Origin of the sequence: Paraburkholderia sp. SEWSISQ10-3 4, assembly GCF_030464785.1 — a bacterium.
Lineage (GTDB): Bacteria > Pseudomonadota > Gammaproteobacteria > Burkholderiales > Burkholderiaceae > Paraburkholderia > Paraburkholderia aspalathi.
The window spans coordinates 156845-178049 of sequence record NZ_JALPRI010000015.1; the positions used below are offsets into that span (position 1 = coordinate 156845).

23 protein-coding genes are annotated in these 21205 nt (G+C 62.7%); 15 read left to right on the top strand and 8 right to left on the bottom strand.

What is annotated here, in order from left to right; translation table 11 throughout:
* Positions 1-369 precede the first annotated feature (369 nt).
* The 9 genes from M0D68_RS24975 to M0D68_RS25015 all read left to right on the top strand — a co-directional run bounded on the left by M0D68_RS24975 (position 370) and on the right by M0D68_RS25015 (position 8934).
* Entirely contained in the window at positions 370-930 is a 561-nt protein-coding gene (locus M0D68_RS24975; protein WP_093640583.1) for a hypothetical protein, read from the top strand.
* 62 nt (positions 931-992) lie between these two features.
* The gene (locus M0D68_RS24980; RefSeq protein ID WP_234487015.1) at positions 993-1484 is read left to right on the top strand and encodes a hypothetical protein; all 492 of its coding nucleotides are present in this window, start codon (positions 993-995) and stop codon (positions 1482-1484) included.
* Entirely contained in the window at positions 1481-2128 is a 648-nt protein-coding gene (locus tag M0D68_RS24985) for a hypothetical protein (RefSeq protein ID WP_093640586.1), read from the top strand. The genes M0D68_RS24980 and M0D68_RS24985 overlap by 4 nt, the downstream gene beginning before the upstream one ends.
* 29 nt (positions 2129-2157) lie before the next feature.
* Positions 2158-3555 carry a hypothetical protein gene (locus M0D68_RS24990; protein WP_200621401.1) on the top strand — a complete coding sequence of 466 codons (1398 nt, stop codon included), beginning with the start codon at positions 2158-2160 and terminating at the stop codon, positions 3553-3555.
* 168 nt (positions 3556-3723) lie between these two features.
* On the top strand, positions 3724-4338 hold the full coding sequence (locus M0D68_RS24995; RefSeq protein ID WP_234487016.1) for a C39 family peptidase: 615 nt from the start codon (positions 3724-3726) through the stop codon (positions 4336-4338).
* A 99-nt stretch (positions 4339-4437) separates the two neighbouring features.
* On the top strand, positions 4438-5145 hold the full coding sequence (locus M0D68_RS25000) for a peptidase C39 (protein ID WP_266209517.1): 708 nt from the start codon (positions 4438-4440) through the stop codon (positions 5143-5145).
* A gap of 101 nt (positions 5146-5246) precedes the next feature.
* Entirely contained in the window at positions 5247-6689 is a 1443-nt protein-coding gene (locus M0D68_RS25005; RefSeq protein ID WP_234487017.1) for a hypothetical protein, read from the top strand.
* A gap of 24 nt (positions 6690-6713) precedes the next feature.
* A complete protein-coding gene (locus M0D68_RS25010) occupies positions 6714-8321 on the top strand; it encodes a sigma-54 dependent transcriptional regulator (RefSeq protein ID WP_093640684.1) in 1608 nt (535 codons plus the stop codon).
* Positions 8322-8433: 112 nt separating this feature from the next.
* On the top strand, positions 8434-8934 hold the full coding sequence (locus M0D68_RS25015; RefSeq protein WP_200621398.1) for a dihydrofolate reductase: 501 nt from the start codon (positions 8434-8436) through the stop codon (positions 8932-8934).
* A gap of 168 nt (positions 8935-9102) precedes the next feature.
* Here M0D68_RS25015 and pmbA read toward each other — a convergent pair whose 3' ends face one another.
* Entirely contained in the window at positions 9103-10473 is a 1371-nt protein-coding gene (gene pmbA / locus M0D68_RS25020; protein WP_054036131.1) for a metalloprotease PmbA, read from the bottom strand.
* Positions 10474-10707: 234 nt separating this feature from the next.
* Between pmbA and yjgA the strand changes: the two genes are divergently transcribed.
* Together yjgA and mog are read left to right on the top strand one after the other, a co-directional pair.
* A complete protein-coding gene (yjgA, locus tag M0D68_RS25025) occupies positions 10708-11319 on the top strand; it encodes a ribosome biogenesis factor YjgA (protein WP_093640688.1) in 612 nt (203 codons plus the stop codon).
* Complete coding sequence (gene mog, locus M0D68_RS25030; protein ID WP_200621397.1) at positions 11300-11956, top strand: molybdopterin adenylyltransferase; 657 nt, start codon at positions 11300-11302, stop codon at positions 11954-11956. Before yjgA ends, mog begins: the two co-directional genes overlap by 20 nt.
* Before the next feature lie 62 nt (positions 11957-12018).
* Here the strand turns inward: mog and orn are convergent, their stop codons facing one another.
* The gene (gene orn / locus M0D68_RS25035; RefSeq protein WP_200621396.1) at positions 12019-12627 is read right to left on the bottom strand and encodes an oligoribonuclease; all 609 of its coding nucleotides are present in this window, start codon (positions 12625-12627) and stop codon (positions 12019-12021) included.
* Between the two features lie 159 nt (positions 12628-12786).
* Between orn and M0D68_RS25040 the strand changes: the two genes are divergently transcribed.
* Genes M0D68_RS25040 through M0D68_RS25050 form a run of 3 tightly spaced genes read left to right on the top strand, consistent with a single transcriptional unit; the run spans position 12787 to position 15335 of the window.
* The gene (locus tag M0D68_RS25040; RefSeq protein WP_093640607.1) at positions 12787-14046 is read left to right on the top strand and encodes a M48 family metallopeptidase; all 1260 of its coding nucleotides are present in this window, start codon (positions 12787-12789) and stop codon (positions 14044-14046) included.
* A complete protein-coding gene (gene rsgA / locus M0D68_RS25045) occupies positions 14043-14984 on the top strand; it encodes a ribosome small subunit-dependent GTPase A (RefSeq protein ID WP_200621395.1) in 942 nt (313 codons plus the stop codon). Before M0D68_RS25040 ends, rsgA begins: the two co-directional genes overlap by 4 nt.
* A 30-nt stretch (positions 14985-15014) precedes the next feature.
* Positions 15015-15335, top strand: coding sequence for a DUF2007 domain-containing protein (locus M0D68_RS25050; RefSeq protein WP_093640613.1), 321 nt, complete (start codon positions 15015-15017; stop codon positions 15333-15335).
* 124 nt (positions 15336-15459) lie between these two features.
* On the opposite strand, the gene M0D68_RS25055 is transcribed toward M0D68_RS25050, so the two are convergent.
* From M0D68_RS25055 to rpsP, 6 genes are all read right to left on the bottom strand, one after another.
* Positions 15460-16398 carry a CobD/CbiB family protein gene (locus M0D68_RS25055; RefSeq protein ID WP_093640616.1) on the bottom strand — a complete coding sequence of 313 codons (939 nt, stop codon included), beginning with the start codon at positions 16396-16398 and terminating at the stop codon, positions 15460-15462.
* Positions 16399-16513: 115 nt separating this feature from the next.
* Complete coding sequence (locus tag M0D68_RS25060) at positions 16514-17230, bottom strand: CoA pyrophosphatase (protein ID WP_200621393.1); 717 nt, start codon at positions 17228-17230, stop codon at positions 16514-16516.
* Between the two features lie 93 nt (positions 17231-17323).
* On the bottom strand, positions 17324-17713 hold the full coding sequence (rplS, locus tag M0D68_RS25065; RefSeq protein WP_012433948.1) for a 50S ribosomal protein L19: 390 nt from the start codon (positions 17711-17713) through the stop codon (positions 17324-17326).
* Between the two features lie 144 nt (positions 17714-17857).
* Positions 17858-18625, bottom strand: a complete 768-nt coding sequence (gene trmD / locus M0D68_RS25070) for a tRNA (guanosine(37)-N1)-methyltransferase TrmD (RefSeq protein ID WP_054036120.1) — start codon at positions 18623-18625, stop codon at positions 17858-17860.
* Positions 18626-18649: 24 nt separating this feature from the next.
* Positions 18650-19384: a ribosome maturation factor RimM gene (gene rimM / locus M0D68_RS25075; protein WP_200621392.1), complete on the bottom strand. Its 735-nt coding sequence runs from the start codon at positions 19382-19384 to the stop codon at positions 18650-18652.
* 117 nt (positions 19385-19501) lie between these two features.
* The gene (gene rpsP / locus M0D68_RS25080) at positions 19502-19756 is read right to left on the bottom strand and encodes a 30S ribosomal protein S16 (protein ID WP_006476550.1); all 255 of its coding nucleotides are present in this window, start codon (positions 19754-19756) and stop codon (positions 19502-19504) included.
* Positions 19757-20039: 283 nt separating this feature from the next.
* On the opposite strand from rpsP, the gene M0D68_RS25085 reads away from it, so the two are divergent.
* The gene (locus M0D68_RS25085; RefSeq protein ID WP_234487020.1) at positions 20040-21131 is read left to right on the top strand and encodes a sorbosone dehydrogenase family protein; all 1092 of its coding nucleotides are present in this window, start codon (positions 20040-20042) and stop codon (positions 21129-21131) included.
* The last annotated feature ends 74 nt before the right edge of the window (positions 21132-21205 follow it).

The window sequence follows — 21205 nt, forward strand, 5'->3', positions numbered from 1 at the left end:
CCGTTAGCGGGCTTTTTTAAATCTGAAGCTGTTTTCGAGAGCTTACTATACACGCGCCGCTTGGAAAACAATTATGCGAATTTAATCGGGGACCCCTTGCCCAGCAAGGCCAAGCGGCCAATAAATAGTTATTCAGCTTATGAATAAAAGCATTGTGGAAGCGCTTTTCCTAGCGTAGACCCGAAGGTACTTCATACCGTCGGATTTAACGAATTACAGGTATTTTCTGCCTGCCGTTTCAGCGCTGAAACGTTTTTGTCCGATTTCTTACCTGTTACTCCGCGGTATGCGGGTCACATCCAGACGCACCAATGGATTGCGACTCATGGCACACGTTTCGCTAAATGCTGTGCACCAAGGAGACACATCATGCGACTCGCTTTCCGCATCGACCTGAGCAGCATTGCACCTTGCGCCGCACTATGCGCCGCCGCGGTGACCTTGACCGTGCTGTCCGCTGGCGTCAATGCACAGGAATTCGCGCTGCCTCAATCCGCCACGATGGCCGAAACCGCCGATGCCGGTTCCGCCACCCTCGCGAGCACGACGCTCGCAGCGGTGGCCTCGCCGACCACGACGGTTGCGGATGTCACGCATACGACAAGCGCCGCCGCGGTGGACAACACCGTGGCCGCCACGAACGACAGCGCCGCGCCCCGCAGCGATCTGGCCGGCAACGCGCTGAGCATTTCCGCCGACGCCGCGTCTATGACCGATCTCGTGCTGGACGATCAGGCGCTGTCCCACCAACGCGGCGGCTTCGGCGGCATGTTGATGGTTTCAGCAACGCCGCAACTGATGCGCGGCTTTAACAACAGTGGCAACGGCGTAACGCTGTGGGACGAAATTGCCCCGCCGTCGCAGTTGCCAGTTCCCGTCGACGTCGCCCGCTCCGCTCAAGGCAACGTCACGAGCTACCAGAGAAATTAGCACGACGCGCCGCTCGCTGCCCAAGACCGCACCGACCGATCGTCCGCCCGCAAGGAACTGACATGAACGCCTCAACCCAGAAGCCGAACAGCAGCCGCCCCTCGGCAGCCGTGCTGTGCGCGCTGCTCGGCGTGCTCGCTGCCGGCGCCGTAACGAGTGCCGCCGCGCAGCAGTTGACGCAGCCGGGCAACCTCATTATCGAGCGCGACATCACGCCACGCGATGCATTCGTGCCGGTGCCGAAGAGCCAGGACCCGATCGCAGTCCAGGTCCAGACGTTCCCGAGAGCGACCTTCGATGGCGCGATCGGCACGATGGCGAGCGATCTCGACCTGAACGGCGCGCACGGCACGGCCGGCATCGCCGGCAACGGCTATATGCCTGCACTGGTCGGCGCCAACGGCATCACACACATGCTGGCGGGCGCCGGCAACAACGTTCCGGTCGGCGCGGGCGCCAGCTTCGGCGGCGCAGGTGGGATCGGCAGCTCGATTGCCCAGTCGGTCAGCGGTGCACTCGCCCCCTTGGGCGCAGCTCTAGGAGCCATGAAATGACAACGTCACGCGCACCGGCCAAGCGCCTTCCGTCACGCAAACAGTCGCGCTGGCCCCTGCTTGCCTGGGCAGTGCTTGGCTGCGCGAGCTTCGCGGCCCATGCCCAGTCGCTGCCGGCCCAGATCGACGCGGAGTCGGTTATCGGCAAAGGCGCGGTCAGCGGCAGCCTCGGGGTCATCGCCATCAACGAGACCTCCGGACTCGATAACGCACAAGCGAATCAAGGCGTGTTCACCAACGGAGCCACGCCTCTCAACCTGATCGGCAGCTTGCAGGGCGCGGCCACCAACGCCAAGACGGCGGCTGCGAAAAGCACGATCAGCAGTAACGCATTTTCAAACACCTCTGGCCTTATCGAAGTGAATCAGTCGGCGGGTGTAGGGAATCTTCAGCGGAACAGCGCCGTAGTTGGTTCTGGACCGATTGGAGCGGAGATCGTAGCGGATGGGGTGCTATCCGCTACGACCGCCAAGGGCGGCGGTCTGGGAAGGTCTGGCGAAAACCACGACGTACGCGAGGTATCCATCGGTACGGATGCGCTCAAAAACGTCAGTGGGATCGTTCAGATCAACCAGACAGCCGGCTCAGGTAACGTCAGTTCAAACAGTTTTGTGCTCCGTCCCCCGGCGGGCACCTTTTTCTAACGAGCCACACTCTTTATCGGAGCGTCATCATGAAGCGCACTCTCATTGCAGCGGCCGTCCTGTCGACGTTGGCAGCAAGCTCGGCTTACGCCGAATGCACGGCCGGCTGCGACCCGGCTGAGCTCTTTACGGCAACCAACATCTACACCGACATTGGCGAATTCGGTTTCATTACCTTGCGCGGCCACGTCAATGTGTCGAGCAGCTCCGGCGCCACGGTCAACAACACCCAGAATGTAGACATCGGTGGCGTCAACATGAAGACGCCTCCGCAGAGCTACACCAGCGGCCACGTAACCACGACGATCGATTCGACCAAATCCTGGTTCAATGGCAGCGGCGGTGGCTCGAACTACGCGGTTCACTCGTCGTACAGCGCTGGCTCGTTTGCCGAAGGCTCGCAAGAACAATCGGCTGCAGCTTACGCACAAGGCCACAGCTTCGGCGAAAGCAGCGGCTTCTCGCAAGGCTACCAAGCATCGGTTGCCGGCGGCAGCCACGTCAACACCCACAACAGCGCGAACGGCTATCTGGCAGCCGGCTTTATCGCTGGTCTCGGCGGCGGCAATGGCGTGATCTTCGGCGGGGTAGCGGCAGGCTTCGCCGCCGCACTGAACACGCACTCCTCGGATAACTTCGGCGGCTACTTCGCCGAGCAGTCCTCGGGACACCAGGCCGCATGGGGACAGGAACATTCGTCCGGCTACTTCGCGCAGGCTGCGGAACAAAGCGCCTCGGGCTACTACAAGGCCAGCCATGTCTCCGCGAGCGCCAACGCATGGGGCTGGAGCGCGCATGACAGCATCAGCGCAGGCACAGTGAATGTCTACGGCAGCATCACCGAGCACATCAACACCGAAAAACCGACGGTGATGTCTGCTGCGATCGGCGACGGCGCATTGCAAACCGCGAACGGCAATATCGGCGTCAACATGGCCACCGGTGTCGACAACGCGCAATCCAATGATGCCGCCCTGTCCAACATGGACGTCGGCCCCGTGTTCGGCACTGCGCAGATCTACTCGACGCAATCGTCGGACGGCAAGGCGCGGATTGGTGACTTCAACTTCACCGCCAGCGTCGGAGCCGACGTGCTGAAGGGCGCGACCGGCAACATCGGGGTGAACGTGGCGTCGGGTGTCGGCAACGTGCAAAACAACAGCCTCGCCGCCTCGGCCACCACGGATAGCAGCAGCAGCGGCATGGGCTGGGGTCATAAGGGCGGCAAGGACGGCGGCGAAGTCATCGCATCCGACCAGAACTGCCAGACCGCAGGAGCAAGCGTCAGCGGCAACTTCACCGGTTCGTCGATGCTCGGTGCAGGCGCTCTGTCCAATGCAAGCGGCAACATTGGGGTGAATATCGCGTCGGGTGTAGGCAACCTGCAACACAACGGCCTTGCAGTCGCCAGCGTGTCGCATCAGTAACTAAAGCAGTATCGCAGGAAGACACCGGTCAGCCTCGTGCTGGCCGGCTGTCTCCGCAGGGGGGGACATACCATGTTCGGGGTGAGCAGGGTAACGCACGGCTTTTTCCTGACACTCTTCGCTGGACTCGTGCTTTCGCAGACGGTTCACGCGCAGAGTGCCCTTTCCATGAACGCAGCAGCGGGCGTGCCGTTCGACGTGAACGTGCGTTCGATCCGCGAGATCCGCTACAACCACATCGTTTCGCAGCGTTACGACTACAGCTGCGGCTCGGCCGCTCTGGCCACGTTGCTGAAGTACGGCTACGGCATCGACATTCCCGAACCCGAAATGATCCAACGCATGATGGTGTTTTCGACACCAGAGGTGGTGGTCAAGAACGGTTTCTCGATGCTTGACATGAAGAAGTTCGTCGAAACGATCGGCCTGCGTGGCCGGGGTTTCCGCGTGACCCCTGAAGCGCTCTATCACCTGCAGATTCCTGTGCTCGTGCTGATGAACAGCGACGGCTACGAGCACTTCGTGATCGTCAAGCACGCGGAAGACAGCCGCGTCTTCATTGCCGACCCGGCGCTCGGCAACCGCATCGTCATGGAAGACGACTTCGTCAAGAAATGGAACGGCCTCGTATTCGCGGTCGTCGGCAAGCCATTTATGGAGGATTCTCCGCTCTTGCAAGGCAACGAGTCGCTCGCGCTCAAGCTGCGTGAACGTGCACTGGAAAACGGCACGGCTGCGACTCCCTTTGTTGAATACGGTTTGATCAAGGCAGAGTTGTTCTGACTCATCATGGACCGAAACTTACTCACCATTGGCTGTGCGTTGTGTTTCACAACGTGCGGCCTCGCATCAGTCGCACACGCTGCCGAGCAGACATCTACGGTGTTTGAAGACGTCGGCGCGCTCAAGCTCCAACCTGTCGACGACGCCATCCTCGCCAACCAGACCGGCAAAGGCATCGTTGGGGACATCATTTCGGGTGTCGTTATCACCCTGCTGTCGCAATGGCAGTTGCCGAACGGCGCCACCGCTGTCGCCTCGGGCTCGCTCGCCATCGGTACAAACACGCCCAACCAGCCGAACGTCCAGTTCAATTCAACGGCCTCCGTGACCGGTCCGAACATGGGCGGCGGCAGCGGCGCCAACCGCAACGCCAGCGCAACCGGCGGGCAGAACGTCAGCGTCAACGGCGTCTCGCAGATTACCCAGGTGGCCGGCAACGGCAACCTCGGGACGAACCAGGCGCTGATCGATTTCGACGCCTCGCCTGGCAGCCTGGCGGGCGGGTCCTATAACAACGCAACGTCGGCCGCCGCAAGCAATTCGAACGGCTCGGTGAAAGCCTCCGTCAGTCTCGCCAACGGCGGCATTTCGATTTCGTTGCAGACGCCCAGCGGTATCGCGACCCAAACCATCGCGCCGTCCAGTGCGCTGCAGGCCGGCAAGATTGCCCAACTCTTGCAGATCGCAGGCAATAACCAGCAAGTCGCCAACCAGTTGCAACTGCATTTGCAGACGCAGCCGATGTCGGCCTCGATGCTGCGCCAGATTGGCGTCCTACAAGCCCTGCAAAACACGGTAAGGAGATAACACGGGCCGCCACCCGACCAGGAAGGAGACCGAAGTACCAAACGACCGCGTGATGCACAAGGAGACATGCGACGCGCAGTCAGAATACCGGGGGAACAAAAATGATCAGATTCTCAAAGAACGGGGCGCCGCGCATGGCGTTAGCGGCTATTCCAGCCGCCGTCATGCTGTTTGCGCTATCGCAGGGGGCCAGCGCGCAAGCGCTCGCCGATCAATCGGTTGAAGAACGGCTGAACACGCTCATGCGTGTTGTCAGCGAGCAGCAAAAGCAGATCATCTCACTCGAACGGCAGGTCACGAACCTCGAAATGTCGCAGCGCGGCCGCGGCGCACCGGGTTACGGTGAGCAGGCCGGCAGCGCGGCGGTCGCCGAGCAGCCTGGCGCAGACGGCCTGCCTGTGCCGTTGCCACCGCTTGCCCAGGTGAACCCGGGTACTCCCGCGCCGGGGGGCGCCACGGGTACCGCGACAGGTGTGCCGGTCACGCCGCCCGTGCCGGAAGGCAGCGGTGGTGGTGGCGGCCTGCCGGCCGCGACCGACGGCAGCGGCGCGATCGGCCAGACGCAGAAGGCCGCGCAACCGGTGCGCACCCAATCGGAAGACGCAGTGGTGCAAAGCCAGCAGCACACGCCGCTGTTCGAGCACAAGCTGACCCTCGACTGGGGTATCAACGATACCTACTACGATCGCCGCCAGTTGCAACTGTCCGGCTTCCTCGCGCTCGACGCGATTTTCCTCGGCAACATCAACCTCGGCGAGACCAAGTCGCACCAGGTGATGGCCGACCTCGACACGCGCTACGGTCTGACCGACCGCATCAGCGTCGACGTCGACGTGCCCTATGTCTACCGGCACAGCAATTTCATCGTCGGCGGAGCCGGCGGAGCGGCGAATACGGTCTCGGATGCCTCGGCAAATTCGAGCAATATTGGCGACGTCAATTTCGGGATCTACTACCAGTTCCTGAAGGAAACCAACAATCTGCCGGATGTGGTCGGCAGCCTGCGCATCAAGGCGCCGACCGGTACGTCGCCGTTCGGCATCAAGCTGGCGCAGGTCGATGCCAACAACACCAACCTCGTCGCCCCCACCAAGCTGCCCACCGGCACCGGCTTCTGGAACATCACGGCGGGCCTGTCGTTGTTGAAGACCTACGATCCGGTCGTGCTGTTCGGCAGCGTTTCGTACACCTACAACATTGCCCGCTCGTTCCAGGACATCTCGTCGGTCATCGGTCAGACCGAACCGGCGACGGTCAAGATCGGCGACGTCGTGCAATTCGGCGGCGGCGTGGCGCTCGCGTTCTCAGACAAGGATTCCGCCAGCATTTCGTACACCATGGCGCTGGAACCCGAGTCGCAGACCAAGTCGCCAGGCGGAACCTATTCGAAGGTGCCGGGCAGCGAGACCACCGCTGCCGCACTGACCTTCGGCTTGAATCACGTAGTGAACAAGCACTTGACGATCAACGGTTCGGTATCGGTCGGCCTCACGCCCGACACGCCGAACTTCGTGATCGGTGTGCGTTTTCCCTACACTTTTTGACGTGTCAACGATACGAGGTTGATCGTGCGCGAATCACCCCATTTGAGCAGCGTTACACCGCCCTCCGGCACTCATCTGTCGATTGCCCGAGCGTCGGATGTTTCTGTGACACGGGCAGCGGAAGTCCTCGTGGGACGGCCGTCGGAAGTCTCTTTGGCGCGACCTCAGGAAGCCGCTGTGGGACGCTTGCACGAGGCGTCCCCTGCCGCGAATGGGAGCGGTCTGCTGCATGCGCGGACCGATCGGTCGCTGCTGTACGTCGCGCGCACGCCGGACGAGGCGCTCGCCGCTCATCTGAAGAGCCGCGGCTGGCATGTGATGGTGGCCCGCTCAGCGCATGAGGTCTCGCGCCTGCTCAAGCCCGACGTGATATGCGCCGGCATCGTCGACCTGGCCAGCTTTGCGCCGCGCGATCTTGGCGGGCTCGAAGCGAGCCTGCGTCAACAGCAGATCGGCTGGATTGCGCTCGCCACTTCGGAACGCCTCGCCGACGCCAACGTGCGGCGCCTAATCCGCCACTACTGCTTCGACTACGTCAAGACACCGGTGGCCAACGCCACGATCGACTACCTCGCCAGTCACGCATTCGGCATGGTGACGCTGTGCGATGCCGATGAGATTCCGCCTGCCGCGCCCGCTGCCGACGACGAAGATGAAATGGTCGGCACCTGCGAAGCGATGCAGCAACTCTTCCGCACGATTCGCAAAGTCGCCAACACCGACGCCAGCGTGTTCATCTCAGGTGAATCCGGCACCGGCAAGGAACTCACGGCGCTGGCGATCCACGAACGCTCGCCGCGTCGCAAGGCGCCGTTCATCGCCATCAACTGCGGCGCGATTCCGCACCATCTGCTGCAATCCGAACTATTCGGCTACGAACGCGGCGCGTTCACCGGCGCGAACCAGCGCAAGATCGGCCGGGTCGAGGCCGCGGACGGCGGCACCCTGCTGCTCGACGAAATCGGCGACCTGCCGATGGAAAGCCAGGCGAGCCTGCTGCGCTTTTTGCAGGAAGGCAAGATCGACCGGCTCGGCGGCCGCGAATCGATTCCCGTGGACGTGCGAATCATCTCCGCTACCCACGTGGATCTCGAGATCGCGATGCGCGACGGCCGGTTCCGCGCCGACCTGTTCCACCGCCTGTGCGTGCTGCGTGTCGACGAGCCGCCGCTGCGCGCCCGCGGCAAGGACATCGAGATTCTTGCGCATCACATCATGCACAAGTTTAAGACCGACAGCGCGCGCAAGATCCGCGGCTTTACGCCATCGGCGATCGAGGCAATGTACAACTACGGCTGGCCCGGCAATGTGCGCGAACTGATCAACCGGGTGCGCCGCGCGATCGTGATGGCGGAAAACAAGCTGATTTCCGCCGAAGACCTCGACCTTGCGCAGTTCACCGAGCAGGAGACCATGAGTCTCTCGCAGGCGCGCGAAGCCGCCGAGAAACGCGCGATCGAAGCTGCGCTGCTGCGGCATCGTCATCGCTTGAACGAGGCGGCGATCGATCTGAATATTTCGCGCGTCACGCTGTACCGGCTGATGGGTCACCATGGACTGCGGGAATTGGTCGCCGTTGATGACAAAGCGTCGTTTGAACCGAGCGTCGCCGACGAGGCTGCTCACGAATGATGCGGCGCCTGGCGGGGTACCGGCTGCCCGGCCGGTGCTCCGCCGACTTGCATGGCGGCACGGCGTTGCACCTCAGGTAGAATCATCCTGGTTACGTTCCCCTTTCCATTCGATGACGACGCTCACCTTGATCGTCGCTCGCGCCAATAACGGCGTGATCGGCCGCGACAACCAGTTGCCCTGGCGACTTCCCGAAGACCTCGCGTTCTTCAAGCGCACCACGATGGGCGCGCCCATCATCATGGGCCGCAAGACGCATGAATCGATCGGTCGGCCGCTGCCGGGACGGCGCAACATTGTCGTGACACGGGATGCCGCACGGCGCTTTCAGGGCTGCGACGCGGCCACCACGCTCGAAGACGCGCTGAAGCTGGCCGCCCAGGATCAGGCGCCGGAAGCGTTTCTGATCGGCGGCGCGCAGTTGTATGCGGAAGGTTTGCGTCAGGCGGACAAGCTGATCATCACCGAGATCTCCGCCGACTTCGAAGGCGACGCCACCTTCCCCGAACTCGACGAAAGCGAGTGGGAAGAAGTCGCGCATGAAACGCATCGCGCCGACGCGCCGAATGACTTCGATTACGCGTTCGTGACGTATAAGCGCAAGGGCATTTGAGGGTGTTGCAGCGGGACTGACTGAGGGTCTGCGGTTCGCTTCGCGCATTTGCCATTCGTCTTTCGCCGCTACTCATCGTGCACGCATAAAAAAACGCCACGCAATTGCTTGCGTGGCGTTTCTGTTTGCAGCGCCGTTGTGCAGCCGGCCAGCGCTTGATCGACCCGCTTACTGCCCGGCGATCGTCATCCGTTCGATCAGCACCGAGCCCGTTTCCTTGGTGCCGCGCGTAATCGTATCCGCGCCGATCGCGACGATATGGCGGAACATCTCCTGCAAGGTGCTCGCCACCGTGATTTCCTCGACCGGATACTGGATCTTGCCGTTCTCGACCCAGAAGCCCGACGCGCCGCGCGAATAGTCTCCCGTCACATAGTTCACGCCCTGCCCCATCAGTTCGGTCAGCAACAGGCCCGTGCCGAGCTTCTTTAGCATTTCTTCGAAGTCGTCCCCCGGGCGCGTCTTCGAGCTGCGCAGCGACAGATTGTGCGAGCCGCCGGCGTTACCGGTTGTCTGCATGCCGAGCTTGCGCGCCGAGTAAGTGGACAGGAAGTAGCCTTCCACCACGCCGTCCTTCACCACCGAACGTTGTTTCGTGCGCACCCCTTCTTCGTCGAACGGCGCGCTACCCATTGCACGCGCGACGTGCGGATCTTCGACCACCTGGACGTGCGGCGCGAACACCGGCTTGCCGAGGCTATCGACGAGGAACGAGGTCTTGCGGTACAGCGCGCCGCCGCTCGTGGCCTGGACGAACGCGCCGAGAATGCCGGCCGCGAGCGGCGCTTCGAACAGCACCGGCACCTTGCGGGTGTCGAGCCCGCGCGCGCCGATGCGCGACAGCGCCCGTTGCGCGGCGTAGCGGCCCACCGCTTCCGGATCGGCGAGGTCGGCCGCGCTGCGTGTCGACGTGTACCAGTCGTCGCGCTGCATGTTGCGCGCGCTGCCGGCGATCGGCGCGCAGGCGATGTAGTGGCGCGAGTACGGATAGCCGGCAAGGAAGCCGCGCGACGTAGCCAGCACGAACTGCGAGTGCTGCGCCGAGACGCTCGCGCCTTCCGAGTTCTTGATCTGCGGATCGGTGGCGAACGCGGCGTCTTCCGAGCGACGGGCGATTTCCACCGCTTCGTCGGCCGTCAGATTCCACGGGTGATACAGATCGAGATCGCGCGGCGCGGTTTCGAGCAGGTCTGCTTCGGCGAGACCCGCGCAGTCGTCTTCCGCGGTGAAGCGGGCGATGTTGTACGCCGCCGCGACCGTGTCCTTCAAGGCCTGCGACGAAAAATCCGAGGTGCTCGCGTTGCCGCGCTTGTTGCCGATGAACACCGTCACGCCGACCATCTTGTCGCGGTTGTGTTCGATCGTCTCGACTTCGCCGCGCCGCACGGAGACGGACAGGCCGTCGCCTTCGGAGATCTCGGTCGCCGCGTCGGTGCCGCCGAGCGACTTCGCGTGACGAAGGATGTCCGAGGCGATTTCCTTCAGTTCATCCTGGGTATGCGGAAAAAAGCGCTGCTTGACGTCCATGTCTGCTGCCATTGTCGTTGCCGTCCTGTTCGGGGCCGAGCGGCCCTGTGTGTTCGCCCATGCCACGCACCTGCGTGCGCATTTGCTGGTGCATTTGCGTGCGCGTTTGCGTAGTCACGCATCCCGCGATCATAGCAAGGGTTGCGAAGCCGTACCTGGCATTCGCCGCGTCCGCCGGAGCCGGCGAGCGCACTTGTGCACAGCAGCACGGCGGGTCCGGCGTGCGCGGCACGCTACAATATCGGTATGACACGCAAAACCCGCATTCAACCCATCGAATCCGCCGAGCCGGAAGTCGACGAGAACGGCTACGACCGCCCCAGCAAGTCCCAGCTCAAGCGCGAAATGCACGAGCTGCAGGAACTGGGCGCGGCGCTGATCGCCCTGCCGAAAGATGCGCTCAAACGCATGCCGATGCCCGAAAAGCTCGACGACGCCGTGCGCGAAGCGCGCCGCATCACCGATCACGAAGGCAAGCGCCGCCAGGTGCAGTACGTCGGGCGCGTGATGCGCTCGCTGCTGGACGAGGAAACCGCCGCCCTGCGCACCGCGCTCGACACCTATAACGGCGTCAACAAGGCGGAAACGGCCAAGCTGCACTGGATCGAGCGCACCCGCGAAAAGCTGCTCGCCGACGACGCCGCGCTGACCGAATTCATCCGCCAGCACCCGAACGCCGATCCGCAGCAAGGCCGCACGCTGATCCGCAACGCCCGCAAGGAAGCGCAGCAAAGCAAGCCGCCGCGCTACTTCCGCGAGCTGTTCCAGTGGATCAAGAACGCCGACGGCCCGTCTGCCGACACCGATTCCGATGCAGAAGACGCGCTGGAAGACGACGATGACGACCGCGACGAATAAGGCAACGCGCAATCTGGTCCGTAATCATCCGGACGAAATCGTGATCGGTCTCGTGTCGATCAGCGATCGTGCGTCGACGGGCGTCTACGAGGACAAAGGCATTCCGGCGCTGCAGGAATGGCTCGGCGCCGCCCTGACCTCGCCGTTCCAGGTGGTCACCCGCCTGATTCAGGACGATGCGCCCACCATTTCCGCCACGCTGATCGAACTGGTCGACGAAGTGGCTTGCGATCTGGTGCTGACCACCGGTGGCACCGGCCCGTCGCGCCGCGACGTGACGCCAGAAGCGACTTTGGCGGTAGCGACCAAGGAAATGCCGGGTTTCGGCGAGCAGATGCGGCAAATCAGCCTGAATTTCGTGCCGACCGCGATTCTGTCGCGCCAGGTGGCGGTGATCCGCGAAACCGCGGATCACGCGGCGCTGATCGTCAACCTGCCGGGGCAGCCGAAGTCGATCAAGGAAACGCTGGAAGGTTTGCGTGACGCAGACGCGGGGGGCGCCGTGAAGGTGCCGGGGATTTTCGCCGCGGTGCCTTACTGCGTCGACCTGATCGGCGGCCCGTATGTGGAAACGAACGCCGACGTGGTGAAGGCGTTCCGGCCGAAGAACGCGGTGCGCGCCCCCCGGCAGGGTTGAGTTCAAAGCCGCGGCGATGTTACTCCACTAACAGCGCAACCGCCGCCGCAGCCACAGCTGCGTTACTCCGCCGCCGGCGCTTCCGGCGCCGTCGGAATCAGGAAGTGCTCGCGGTAGTACTTCAGCTCGTCGATCGATTCATGGATGTCGGCCAGCGCCGTGTGCATGGCGCGTTTCTGGAAACCCTTGTAGATCGCCGGCTGCCAGCGGCGGCACAATTCCTTCAGCGTGCTGACGTCGAGATTGCGGTAATGGAAGAAGCGTTCCAGATCCGGCATCCAGCGCGCCATGAAGCGGCGGTCCTGGCAGATCGAGTTGCCGCACATCGGCGATTTGCCCGGCGGAACATAAGCGCCAAGAAATTCGCGAATCTGTTCGGTAGCGTCGGCCTCGCTCACCGTCGACGCCTTCACGCGGTCGATCAGCCCCGAGCGGCCATGCGTGTTCTGGTTCCACTGATCCATTTTGGCGAGCGTTTCGTCGCTCTGATGAATCGCCAGCACCGGCCCTTCGATCAGGCGGTCGAGCGTCGAATTCGTCACGACCACCGCGATTTCGATGATGCGGTCGGTGTCCGGCTCGAGCCCGGTCATTTCCATGTCCAGCCAGACGAGATTCATGTCGCTGCGCACGAGCGGCGGCTGTTCGGTGGAGGCGAGGATGTCAGTCATGAAGGCAGCCCTGATGGCCGCGCAGACGGCTTCTCCGGAAGCGCGCTTGCCGCGGCGAATGTTCGTATGAGATTGGTTAAAGCCGGGTTTGATCTTATCCCCCCGCCGCCAGGCGGGAAGAAACATATAATTCTCGCATAGATACCACGGAATCCCCGGATGCCTACCCTGTACTTCACTGTTCTGTTCGTCGTCGCCGTCGTGGCGATGGTCGGCACCAAGCTGTGGCTCGCGTCGCGGCAGATCCGCTTCGTCGCCGGCCATCGCGAGCAGGTGCCGAGCCAGTTTGCCGGCACCATCGCGCTCACCGCGCACCAGCGCGCCGCCGACTACACCGTCGAACGCACACGCCTCACCATGATCGAGATCGTCGTCGGCGCGGCAGTGCTGATTGGGCTCACGCTGCTGGGCGGCGTGCAGGCGCTCGATCTGGCGATCTCCGACTGGCTGGGCCGCGGCTACGCCGGTCAGATCGCGCTGGTCGCGGCGGTGATCGCGATCACCAGCGTGATCGATCTGCCGTTCGAGTACTACCGGCAATTCGTGGTCGAGCAACGCTTCGGCTTCAACCGCATGAGCAAGGGTATTTTCTTCCTCGACCGTCTCAAGGGCGTCCTGCTCGGCGCCGCGTTCGGCCTGCCGCTGCTGTTCGTCGTGCTATGGCTGATGAACCAGGCGGGCAGCCTGTGGTGGCTGTGGACGTGGATCGTCTGGGTCGCGTTCCAGTTGCTCGTGCTGGTGCTGTATCCGTCGTTTATCGCGCCGCTCTTCAACAAGTTCGAGCCGCTCAAGGACGAAGCGCTGAAAAGCCGCATCGAAGCGCTGATGAAGCGCTGCGGGTTCGCCGCCAAAGGCCTGTTCGTGATGGACGGCAGCCGCCGTTCGGCACACGGCAATGCGTATTTCACCGGCTTCGGCGCGGCCAAACGGATCGTATTCTTCGACACGCTCCTCGCGCGCCTGTCGGGCAACGAGATCGAAGCGGTGCTCGCGCACGAACTCGGCCACTTCAAACGCCGTCACGTGATCAAGCGGATGGTCGTCATGTTCGCGCTCAGCCTCGTGATGCTCGCCCTGCTCGGCTGGCTGACGCAATGCGTCTGGTTCTATGAAGGACTGGGCGTGCGGCCGTCGCTGATCGGCGGCAATAGCGGCCTCGCGCTGGTGCTGTTCTTCCTCGCGCTGCCGGTGTTCCTGTTCTTCGTCACGCCGCTCGGCAGCCTCAGCTCGCGCAAGCACGAGTTCGAGGCCGATGCCTTCGCCGCGACGCAAACCGATGCGCAAGACCTCGTCAATGCCCTCGTCAAGCTGTACGAGGACAACGCGTCAACCCTGACGCCCGATCCGCTCTACACCGCGTTCTATTACTCGCATCCGCCGGCGTCGCAGCGGATCGACCGCCTGCTGCGGCACGCATGAGCGGCCGCTCCCCGAAAGCGCCGCGCGCGCCGTCCAGCACGCGCGTAGGCGGCCTGGTGATTGCCGCTCACGGGCGACACTACCTGGTCGCGCCGGAAGACGGCAGTCCGATGCTTCAATGCTTCCCGCGCGGCAAGCGCAGCGAAGTGGCGGTTGGCGACCGCGTGATTTACGAACCGACTTCGGCGGATCAGGGTGTGATCGTCGAGATCGGCGAGCGGCGCAATCTGCTGTATCGCTCCGATCAATACAAGTCGAAACTGTTTGCCGCGAATCTCGACCAGTTGCTGATCGTGCTCGCAACCGAGCCGCATTTCAGCGAAGACCTGCTCGGCCGCGCGCTGGTCGCCGCTGAGGCAAACGAGTTGAAGCCGTTGATCGTGCTGAACAAGATCGACGTGACCGGCGCGCTGGAAGGCGCGCGCAAGCGGCTCGAGCCGTACCGCGCGCTCGGCTACACCGTGGTCGAAGTGTCGATCAAGACGCAGCCTGAGGCCGCGCGCCCCGCTTTGCTCGAGCATCTGCAAGGTCACTCGACGCTGCTGCTCGGCCAGTCCGGCATGGGCAAATCGACGTTAGTGAATCTGCTGATTCCGGATGCCGAAGTCGCGACGCGCGAGATCTCGACCGCGTTGAACAGCGGCCGGCACACCACCACGTTCACGCGGCTCTACCCTTTGCCTGGCGCCGACGGCGGTGCGTTGATCGATTCGCCGGGCTTCCAGGAATTCGGCCTGCACCATCTGACCGAAGGCCGGCTCGAACGCGCGTTTCCCGAGTTCCGGCCGTTGCTGCCGAACTGCCGCTTCTACAACTGCCATCACTTGCAGGAGCCGGGTTGCGCGATTCTCGAAGCTGTCGCCGATGGCCGCATCCGGCGCGAACGGCATGCCCTGTATGCACAACTGGTGCACGAAGCCAGCCAGATCGTGCGCTAACGCGCGCCGCTGTCAAACCATGGATTCACGATGAAATTGATGCGCGCGCCGAATCTGATCATCGGACAGCATTGGGTCAATGTGCTGGAGACGGCGGGCATCGCTTGCGAGTTGCACAACCGCTATCTGAACGGCGCGCTCGGCGATATTCCGGCGGATCAGTGCGCGCCGGAGCTGTGGCTTGTGGATGAGCGCGATGAGGTGATGGCACGGCGGTTGATCGATGCGGCTTCGCATGGCCCGGCTGCGGGGTCGCCTTCGTGGCGATGCCGTCAGTGCGGGGAGACGCTTGAGGCGCAGTTCACGGTGTGTTGGCAATGTGGGACGGCGCGGGATCCGCTGGATGGGTGAAGGGGTTGAGACTCAGGTGCGGCGCGGTAAAACCACCGTGCCGTGGGCAATAAAAAAGCCGGGTTCTCATGACCCGGCTTTTTTCTGCGTTGCGTTATTTGCGCGCTGACTCAAGCGAGCTGCATCAGGCAAGCCACACCGCGATCGTCAGCATCAACAGCAAAATCATCCATAGCACCACCGCACGCCACACGAGACCCACCGCCGATTGCAGCGTACGCGGCGTGCAGTCGTCGCCGACCTGCATCGGGCCGCCGTCGCCGGTGGTCAGTGCATCGAGGCTCGAGGGTTCAGCAAGCGGCCCGCTCAATCGCGCGCCCAACGCACCGCTTCCCGCAGCCAGCAACACGCCGTCGTTCGCATCCGGCCACTGACGCGCATGGTTGCGCCATGCATAAATCGCGTCTTCGAAATTGCCGACAATCGCAAAGCCCAGCGATGTGAGCCGCGCCGGCACCCAGTCGATCACGAAGAAAGCACGTTGCGCGAAGCTCGAAAACGCCGCCGTGCGATCGTCGACCGGCCGTGCCCACGTGCGCGCCAGATACTCGGCGATGCGATACAGCACCGCGCCCGCCGGCCCGACCGGAATCAGGAACCAGAAGAACACGCCGAACACATGGCGATGCGAGGCGACCACCGCGTGAATCAGCGTATGACGCACGATCTCGCTGACGGGCATATCCACGGTATCGAGCCCGGTCCATTCATTCAGGATTTCACGCGCACGCGGGACGTCGTCGTTGTTCAACGCGAGGTGGATGTCCGTGAAGTAATGGCTGAACTGCCGGAAGCCGAGCGTGAAGTACAGCACCGCGACGTTCCACAGGAACGCCAGCGCGAAGTGAATGTGATACAGCACGTAGTAGATGAGCGCGACGGCCAGCGTCCAGGGCACCACCACCACCAGCCACGCGAGCAAGCCGTGCTTGGGCTTGCCGGCATCGAATCCGTGCGCCGCCGACTCCGCATGGTATTGAAGCAATGCCGCCACCGGATTGTTCAGCGACAGCGCGCGGACCTGTTCAATAATCAGAGCCAGCAATACGGAGAAAAAAGTCATGCGATGCGCCGTGCTTTTCGAGTTTTTACGATTGTTTTATAACGATAGCACAGGGTCGGATGCCACTGAGCACGGACGTTGACAAACACCCAACAAGTGCACAACCCGCGGCGATTCAAGCCGCGAGAAAGCGATAGAAGTTGCGCAGCATCGCCGCCGTCGCCCCCCAGATGAAGTAGTGGCCACCCACCTGCCCCTCGCGGTCCGCAGCTTCCGCCGACTCGGCCCGCGGATAGGGCATGGCGAAAAAGCGGCGCTGGCCGCCTTCGTAACGAAACACGCGCTCTTCGTGATGCGCAGGGTTCATCAGGAAAGCGAGCGGTACTTCGAAGACTTCGGCCACTTCGAGCGCATCTGCTTTCAACGTGAAGGGCGGATGCACCAGACCGATCACGGGCGTCACCCGAAAACCGGTGCCCGTCAGATAGTCGGGCAACGCACCGAGAATTTCAACGCGCGACGGATCGAGACCGACCTCTTCCTGTGCCTCGCGCAACGCCGTGGCGGTTGCATCCGCGTCGAACGGTTCATGACGGCCGCCGGGAAAACTCACCTGGCCGGCGTGGTCGTTCAGATGGTCGGCACGTTGAGTCAGGAGGACAGTGAGGCCGTTGTCGCGCACGACCAGCGGCACCAGCACGGCGGCAACGCGCGGATCGACGTGCGTATCGCGCCACGGTGCTTCGATAATCGGCTCAGGCGTCCAACTCAGACGCTGCTCGAAGCGCGCACGCAGACCGTCGGGCGTCAGGCGCCCGGCAACCACCGGTGGCAGATCGGCACCCGTCGCTTCGACAGGTAGAGTTTCAGGCTCAAAGGCGGGGCGGATCAACGGGTCTCTCGGAATGAGCGGTTAGGGGACATTCCGCTATTTTGACCTGGCAAACAAAAAAGCACCCGCGAGGGGTGCTTTTTCTTACAGCTTTTACGCTTCCGGAGCAGCGCGGTCTTTCTTGGCGACCAGCTTTTCCTTGATCCGAGCCGACTTGCCCGAACGGTCGCGCAGGTAGTACAGCTTCGCACGACGCACATCGCCACGACGCTTCACGACGATGCTTGCCAGCAGCGGCGAGTACGTCTGGAACGTACGCTCGACGCCTTCGCCCGACGAAATCTTGCGGACGATGAACGACGAATTCAGACCACGGTTACGCTTGGCGATCACGACGCCTTCGTAAGCCTGAACACGCTTACGCGTACCTTCAACCACGTTCACGCTGACGATCACCGTATCGCCAGGGGCGAATTCGGGGATGGTCTTCTCGCCGAGGGCACGGCCGATTTCTTCCTGCTCGAGTATTGCAATCAGATTCATCACTGACTCCTAGGTCCATCTTGTCGGCGTTCGTACCTGCCTCACAGAAACTGCTTGGCTACGGCCCCGATAGAGGATGGGTTCACATCTGGCGCCGTACACGCATGCGCGGCACCGCCTATGTCCGCTCGAAAGCCCAAGGCCTTACGCCTTCGACACTTCCTTCGCGAGACTCGTAAGCCATGCCTCGTCGGCACGGCTCAACATCTTGTTCTTTCTGGCCTTCACGATCAGATCGGGCCGTTTGTTCAACGTGTTGCGCAAGGCTTCACGCCGACGCCACGCTTCGATTTCCGCATGATGGCCGCCAAGCAGCACATCAGGCACACGCACGCCGTCGTATTCCTCCGGACGCGTGTAATGCGGACAATCCAGCAGCACGTCGACGAAACTGTCCTGCACCGCCGACTGCGAATCGTTCAGCACGCCGGGCAACTGACGTACCACGGCATCCATCAACGCCATCGCCGGCAATTCGCCGCCTGACAGCACGAAGTCGCCGAGGCTGACCTCTTCGTCGACGACACGGTCGAGCAAACGCTGATCGATCGCTTCATAGCGCCCGCACAACAGGATCAGACCGGGCTCAGCCGCGAACTGCATGACGCGATCGTGATTCAGCGTGGCGCCTTGCGGCGACATCATCACGACGCGCGACGCGCCGATGCCCTGCTCCGCCTGCGCTGCTTTCGCCGCGCCGATCGCGTCTTCCAGGGGCTTGGCCAGCATCACCATGCCGGGGCCGCCGCCGTAGGGGCGATCGTCGATTGTGCGGTAGTTGTCGGTAGTGAAATCGCGTGGATTCCACGTGCGCAACCCGTAGCGCTCCTGCTTCGCCGCACGGCTGGTGATGCCCCAGTCGGTCAGCGCACGAAACATGTCAGGAAAGAGCGTCACGACATCGAACTGCATCGCTCTCTCCAGTCAGCGAGTTATTTAGTAATCGGTTTCCCAGTCGACGATGATCTGCTTCGCCGCCTGATCCACCGTTTTGACAAAGACGCCGACGAACGGGATCAAACGCTCGCCGGTGACCGGCTTGCCGCTTTTGTCGGTATCCGGATATTCGATGCGCAACACCGAGTGCGCACCGTTGTCGATCATGTCTGCAACCTTGCCGAGGTGGACCCCGGCAACGTTCACCACATCCAGGCCGAGCAGGTCGACCCAGTAGAATTCGTCGGCCCCGAGGGCCGGAAATTCGCTGCGGCTGATATAAACGCGCGTGCCGCGCAGTGCCAGTGCCACATCGCGGTCAGCTACGCCGCCCAGATGAGCAACGATACTGTCGCTATGCGTTTTTGCCTGTAATGACGGCGCCGACTTGCGCTCGTGGCCTTTCAGCAACCACCAGCGCTTCGCGCTTAGCAATGCGTCTCCGCCGTGGCCGGCATCCGCATGCGCGGCTACCTTGACCCAGCCTTTGAGGCCGTAAGCGTCGACGATTGCACCGACCTCGACCGCATCGGCCGGCCAGCTTTCCACCGTTTCCGCTCGCATTTCTGCTGCGCTGGAAGCGGCGTTTACAACTTTGGCTTTCGCCTGCCCTTCGGCCGCTTCGGCCGGCTTGCGGACGAATGCACCGAACGGCGCCTGACCAGACGTCTTCGCGCGCGGGGCTGCCGCTTTTGCCTTTACGCGACCTGAATTGCCGGAATCACGTTCAGACATAAGAGAACCTCGCTGCCAACTTCGACGTCTGCTTCAGCAAAACTCGCGCATCGGACTGCTCACGCAAGCTGCGCGAGCCGCCGGCCGAACCGACGACGATACGCTTGCTAGCTACCATTAAGCAGCCGGCTGCGCCTTTTGCGCTTCTTTCACGAGACGCTGAACGGTCGGCGACAGTTGTGCGCCAACACCTTGCCAGTACGTCAGGCGATCTTGAGCGATACGCAGCGACTCACCCTTCGTAGCGACCGGGTTGTAGAAGCCAACGCGTTCGATGAAGCGGCCGTCACGACGGTTACGCGAATCGGTTGCGACGATGTTGTAGAACGGGCGCTTCTTGGAGCCGCCACGAGCCAAGCGGATGATGACCATACTAGAATCCTTGAAAACCGGGGTTCGGAACGACTGAAACACGCGATTATAGCGGGAAACCGACGCCATAACAAACACTTACCGGGATAAACTGCACGACGGGGTTGTGCCGGCCATACAGGCCAAGCCCTCGAAACACGCCGAAACGCCCGAATTACCTGACGGAACGCCCGTGAAACTCCTGCCGCCAGCTGCGTTTTTTTTCGCTTCACGCGCCGTCTTTCGGCGAGCTGCCGGCTTTTCGCCGATTACAGGCTTTTTGCGCGCCGCCCGCGCTCAAGCCCTGCGAGCAAGCGCAGCGTTGTTGCTCGCCGCCACGGCCCTGCCGGTGCTGGCCGCGCTGCCGGTCGAGCGCATCAAACTGCCGCCCGGCTTCCACATCGAGGTCCTCTCGGACGCCGTACCAAGCGCACGGGCCATGGCGCTCTCGCCGAAGGGCATTCTTTATATAGGCAGCCTTGACGGTCACGTCTACGCGCTCGAATTGCAGAATGGGCGCGTCACGGCTCGCCACGTGATCGCCTCCGGCCTGGAAACGCCGGCAGGCGTGGCATGGCGGGATGGCACGCTGTACGTCTCCGCAGTGTCGAAAATTCTACGCTTTGACGCGATCGACGCCCATCTGAATGATCCGCCCAAGCCGGTCGTGGTCACCGACTCACTGCCGACGGAGACCCATCATGGCTGGAAATTCATCGCTTTCGGCCCGGATGGCAAGCTGTACGTGCCGCAAGGTGCGCCCTGCAACGTCTGCCTGAAGGGCCGCGACCGCTTTGGGATGATCGGCCGCATGGACCCGGACGGCAGCCATTATGAAGTCGTGGCGCGCGGCATTCGCAACACCGTCGGCTTTGCGTGGCATCCGGTGACGCATGAGTTGTGGTTCACCGATAACGGCCGCGACCTGATGGGCGACGACGTACCGGACGACAAACTCAACCGCGCTCCGCGCGCCGGCATGGATTTCGGCTTTCCGTACTGCCACGGCGGCGACACGCCCGACCCCGAATTCGGCAAAGATCATCCATGCAGCGCCTTCACGCCGCCGGTTGTCAAACTCGGCGCGCACGTCGCCGCGATCGGCATGCGTTTTTACAGCGGCTCGATGTTCCCGGCCGCTTATCGCAACAATATTTTTATTGCCGAACACGGCTCGTGGAATCGCAGCAAAAAGGTCGGCTACCGCGTCGTGCGAGTGATCACCGACCCGGACGGCAGCAACGCGCGCCAGGAAGTCTTTGCCGAGGGCTGGCTCCAGCCAGGCGAATCAGTATGGGGCCGCCCCGCCGACGTGCAACCAATGCCTGACGGCTCGCTCCTGATCAGCGACGACTACGCCGGCGCAATCTATCGCGTGACCTATTCAGCGCCTTAGCCTTAGCCGTATGCGTGCCGCGGGCGTAGAATGCGCGTCGGCCCGCCCACCGGCGCCCCGCTCCTTCCAATTGC

What these genes read in the sequence shown, in the direction of transcription:
- M0D68_RS24975 (WP_093640583.1), top strand. Translation starts at nt 370, where the DNA reads ATGCGACTCGCTTTCCGCATCGACCTGAGCAGCATTGCACCTTGCGCC.
- M0D68_RS24980 (WP_234487015.1), top strand. Translation starts at nt 993, where the DNA reads ATGAACGCCTCAACCCAGAAGCCGAACAGCAGCCGCCCCTCGGCAGCC.
- M0D68_RS24985 (WP_093640586.1), top strand. Translation starts at nt 1,481, where the DNA reads ATGACAACGTCACGCGCACCGGCCAAGCGCCTTCCGTCACGCAAACAG.
- M0D68_RS24990 (WP_200621401.1), top strand. Translation starts at nt 2,158, where the DNA reads ATGAAGCGCACTCTCATTGCAGCGGCCGTCCTGTCGACGTTGGCAGCA.
- M0D68_RS24995 (WP_234487016.1), top strand. Translation starts at nt 3,724, where the DNA reads ATGAACGCAGCAGCGGGCGTGCCGTTCGACGTGAACGTGCGTTCGATC.
- M0D68_RS25005 (WP_234487017.1), top strand. Translation starts at nt 5,247, where the DNA reads ATGATCAGATTCTCAAAGAACGGGGCGCCGCGCATGGCGTTAGCGGCT.
- M0D68_RS25015 (WP_200621398.1), top strand. Translation starts at nt 8,434, where the DNA reads ATGACGACGCTCACCTTGATCGTCGCTCGCGCCAATAACGGCGTGATC.
- pmbA (WP_054036131.1), bottom strand. Translation starts at nt 10,473, where the DNA reads ATGGCAGCAGACATGGACGTCAAGCAGCGCTTTTTTCCGCATACCCAG.
- yjgA (WP_093640688.1), top strand. Translation starts at nt 10,708, where the DNA reads ATGACACGCAAAACCCGCATTCAACCCATCGAATCCGCCGAGCCGGAA.
- mog (WP_200621397.1), top strand. Translation starts at nt 11,300, where the DNA reads ATGACGACCGCGACGAATAAGGCAACGCGCAATCTGGTCCGTAATCAT.
- orn (WP_200621396.1), bottom strand. Translation starts at nt 12,627, where the DNA reads ATGACTGACATCCTCGCCTCCACCGAACAGCCGCCGCTCGTGCGCAGC.
- M0D68_RS25040 (WP_093640607.1), top strand. Translation starts at nt 12,787, where the DNA reads ATGCCTACCCTGTACTTCACTGTTCTGTTCGTCGTCGCCGTCGTGGCG.
- rsgA (WP_200621395.1), top strand. Translation starts at nt 14,043, where the DNA reads ATGAGCGGCCGCTCCCCGAAAGCGCCGCGCGCGCCGTCCAGCACGCGC.
- M0D68_RS25050 (WP_093640613.1), top strand. Translation starts at nt 15,015, where the DNA reads ATGAAATTGATGCGCGCGCCGAATCTGATCATCGGACAGCATTGGGTC.
- M0D68_RS25055 (WP_093640616.1), bottom strand. Translation starts at nt 16,398, where the DNA reads ATGACTTTTTTCTCCGTATTGCTGGCTCTGATTATTGAACAGGTCCGC.
- rplS (WP_012433948.1), bottom strand. Translation starts at nt 17,713, where the DNA reads ATGAATCTGATTGCAATACTCGAGCAGGAAGAAATCGGCCGTGCCCTC.
- trmD (WP_054036120.1), bottom strand. Translation starts at nt 18,625, where the DNA reads ATGCAGTTCGATGTCGTGACGCTCTTTCCTGACATGTTTCGTGCGCTG.
- rimM (WP_200621392.1), bottom strand. Translation starts at nt 19,384, where the DNA reads ATGTCTGAACGTGATTCCGGCAATTCAGGTCGCGTAAAGGCAAAAGCG.
- rpsP (WP_006476550.1), bottom strand. Translation starts at nt 19,756, where the DNA reads ATGGTCATCATCCGCTTGGCTCGTGGCGGCTCCAAGAAGCGCCCGTTC.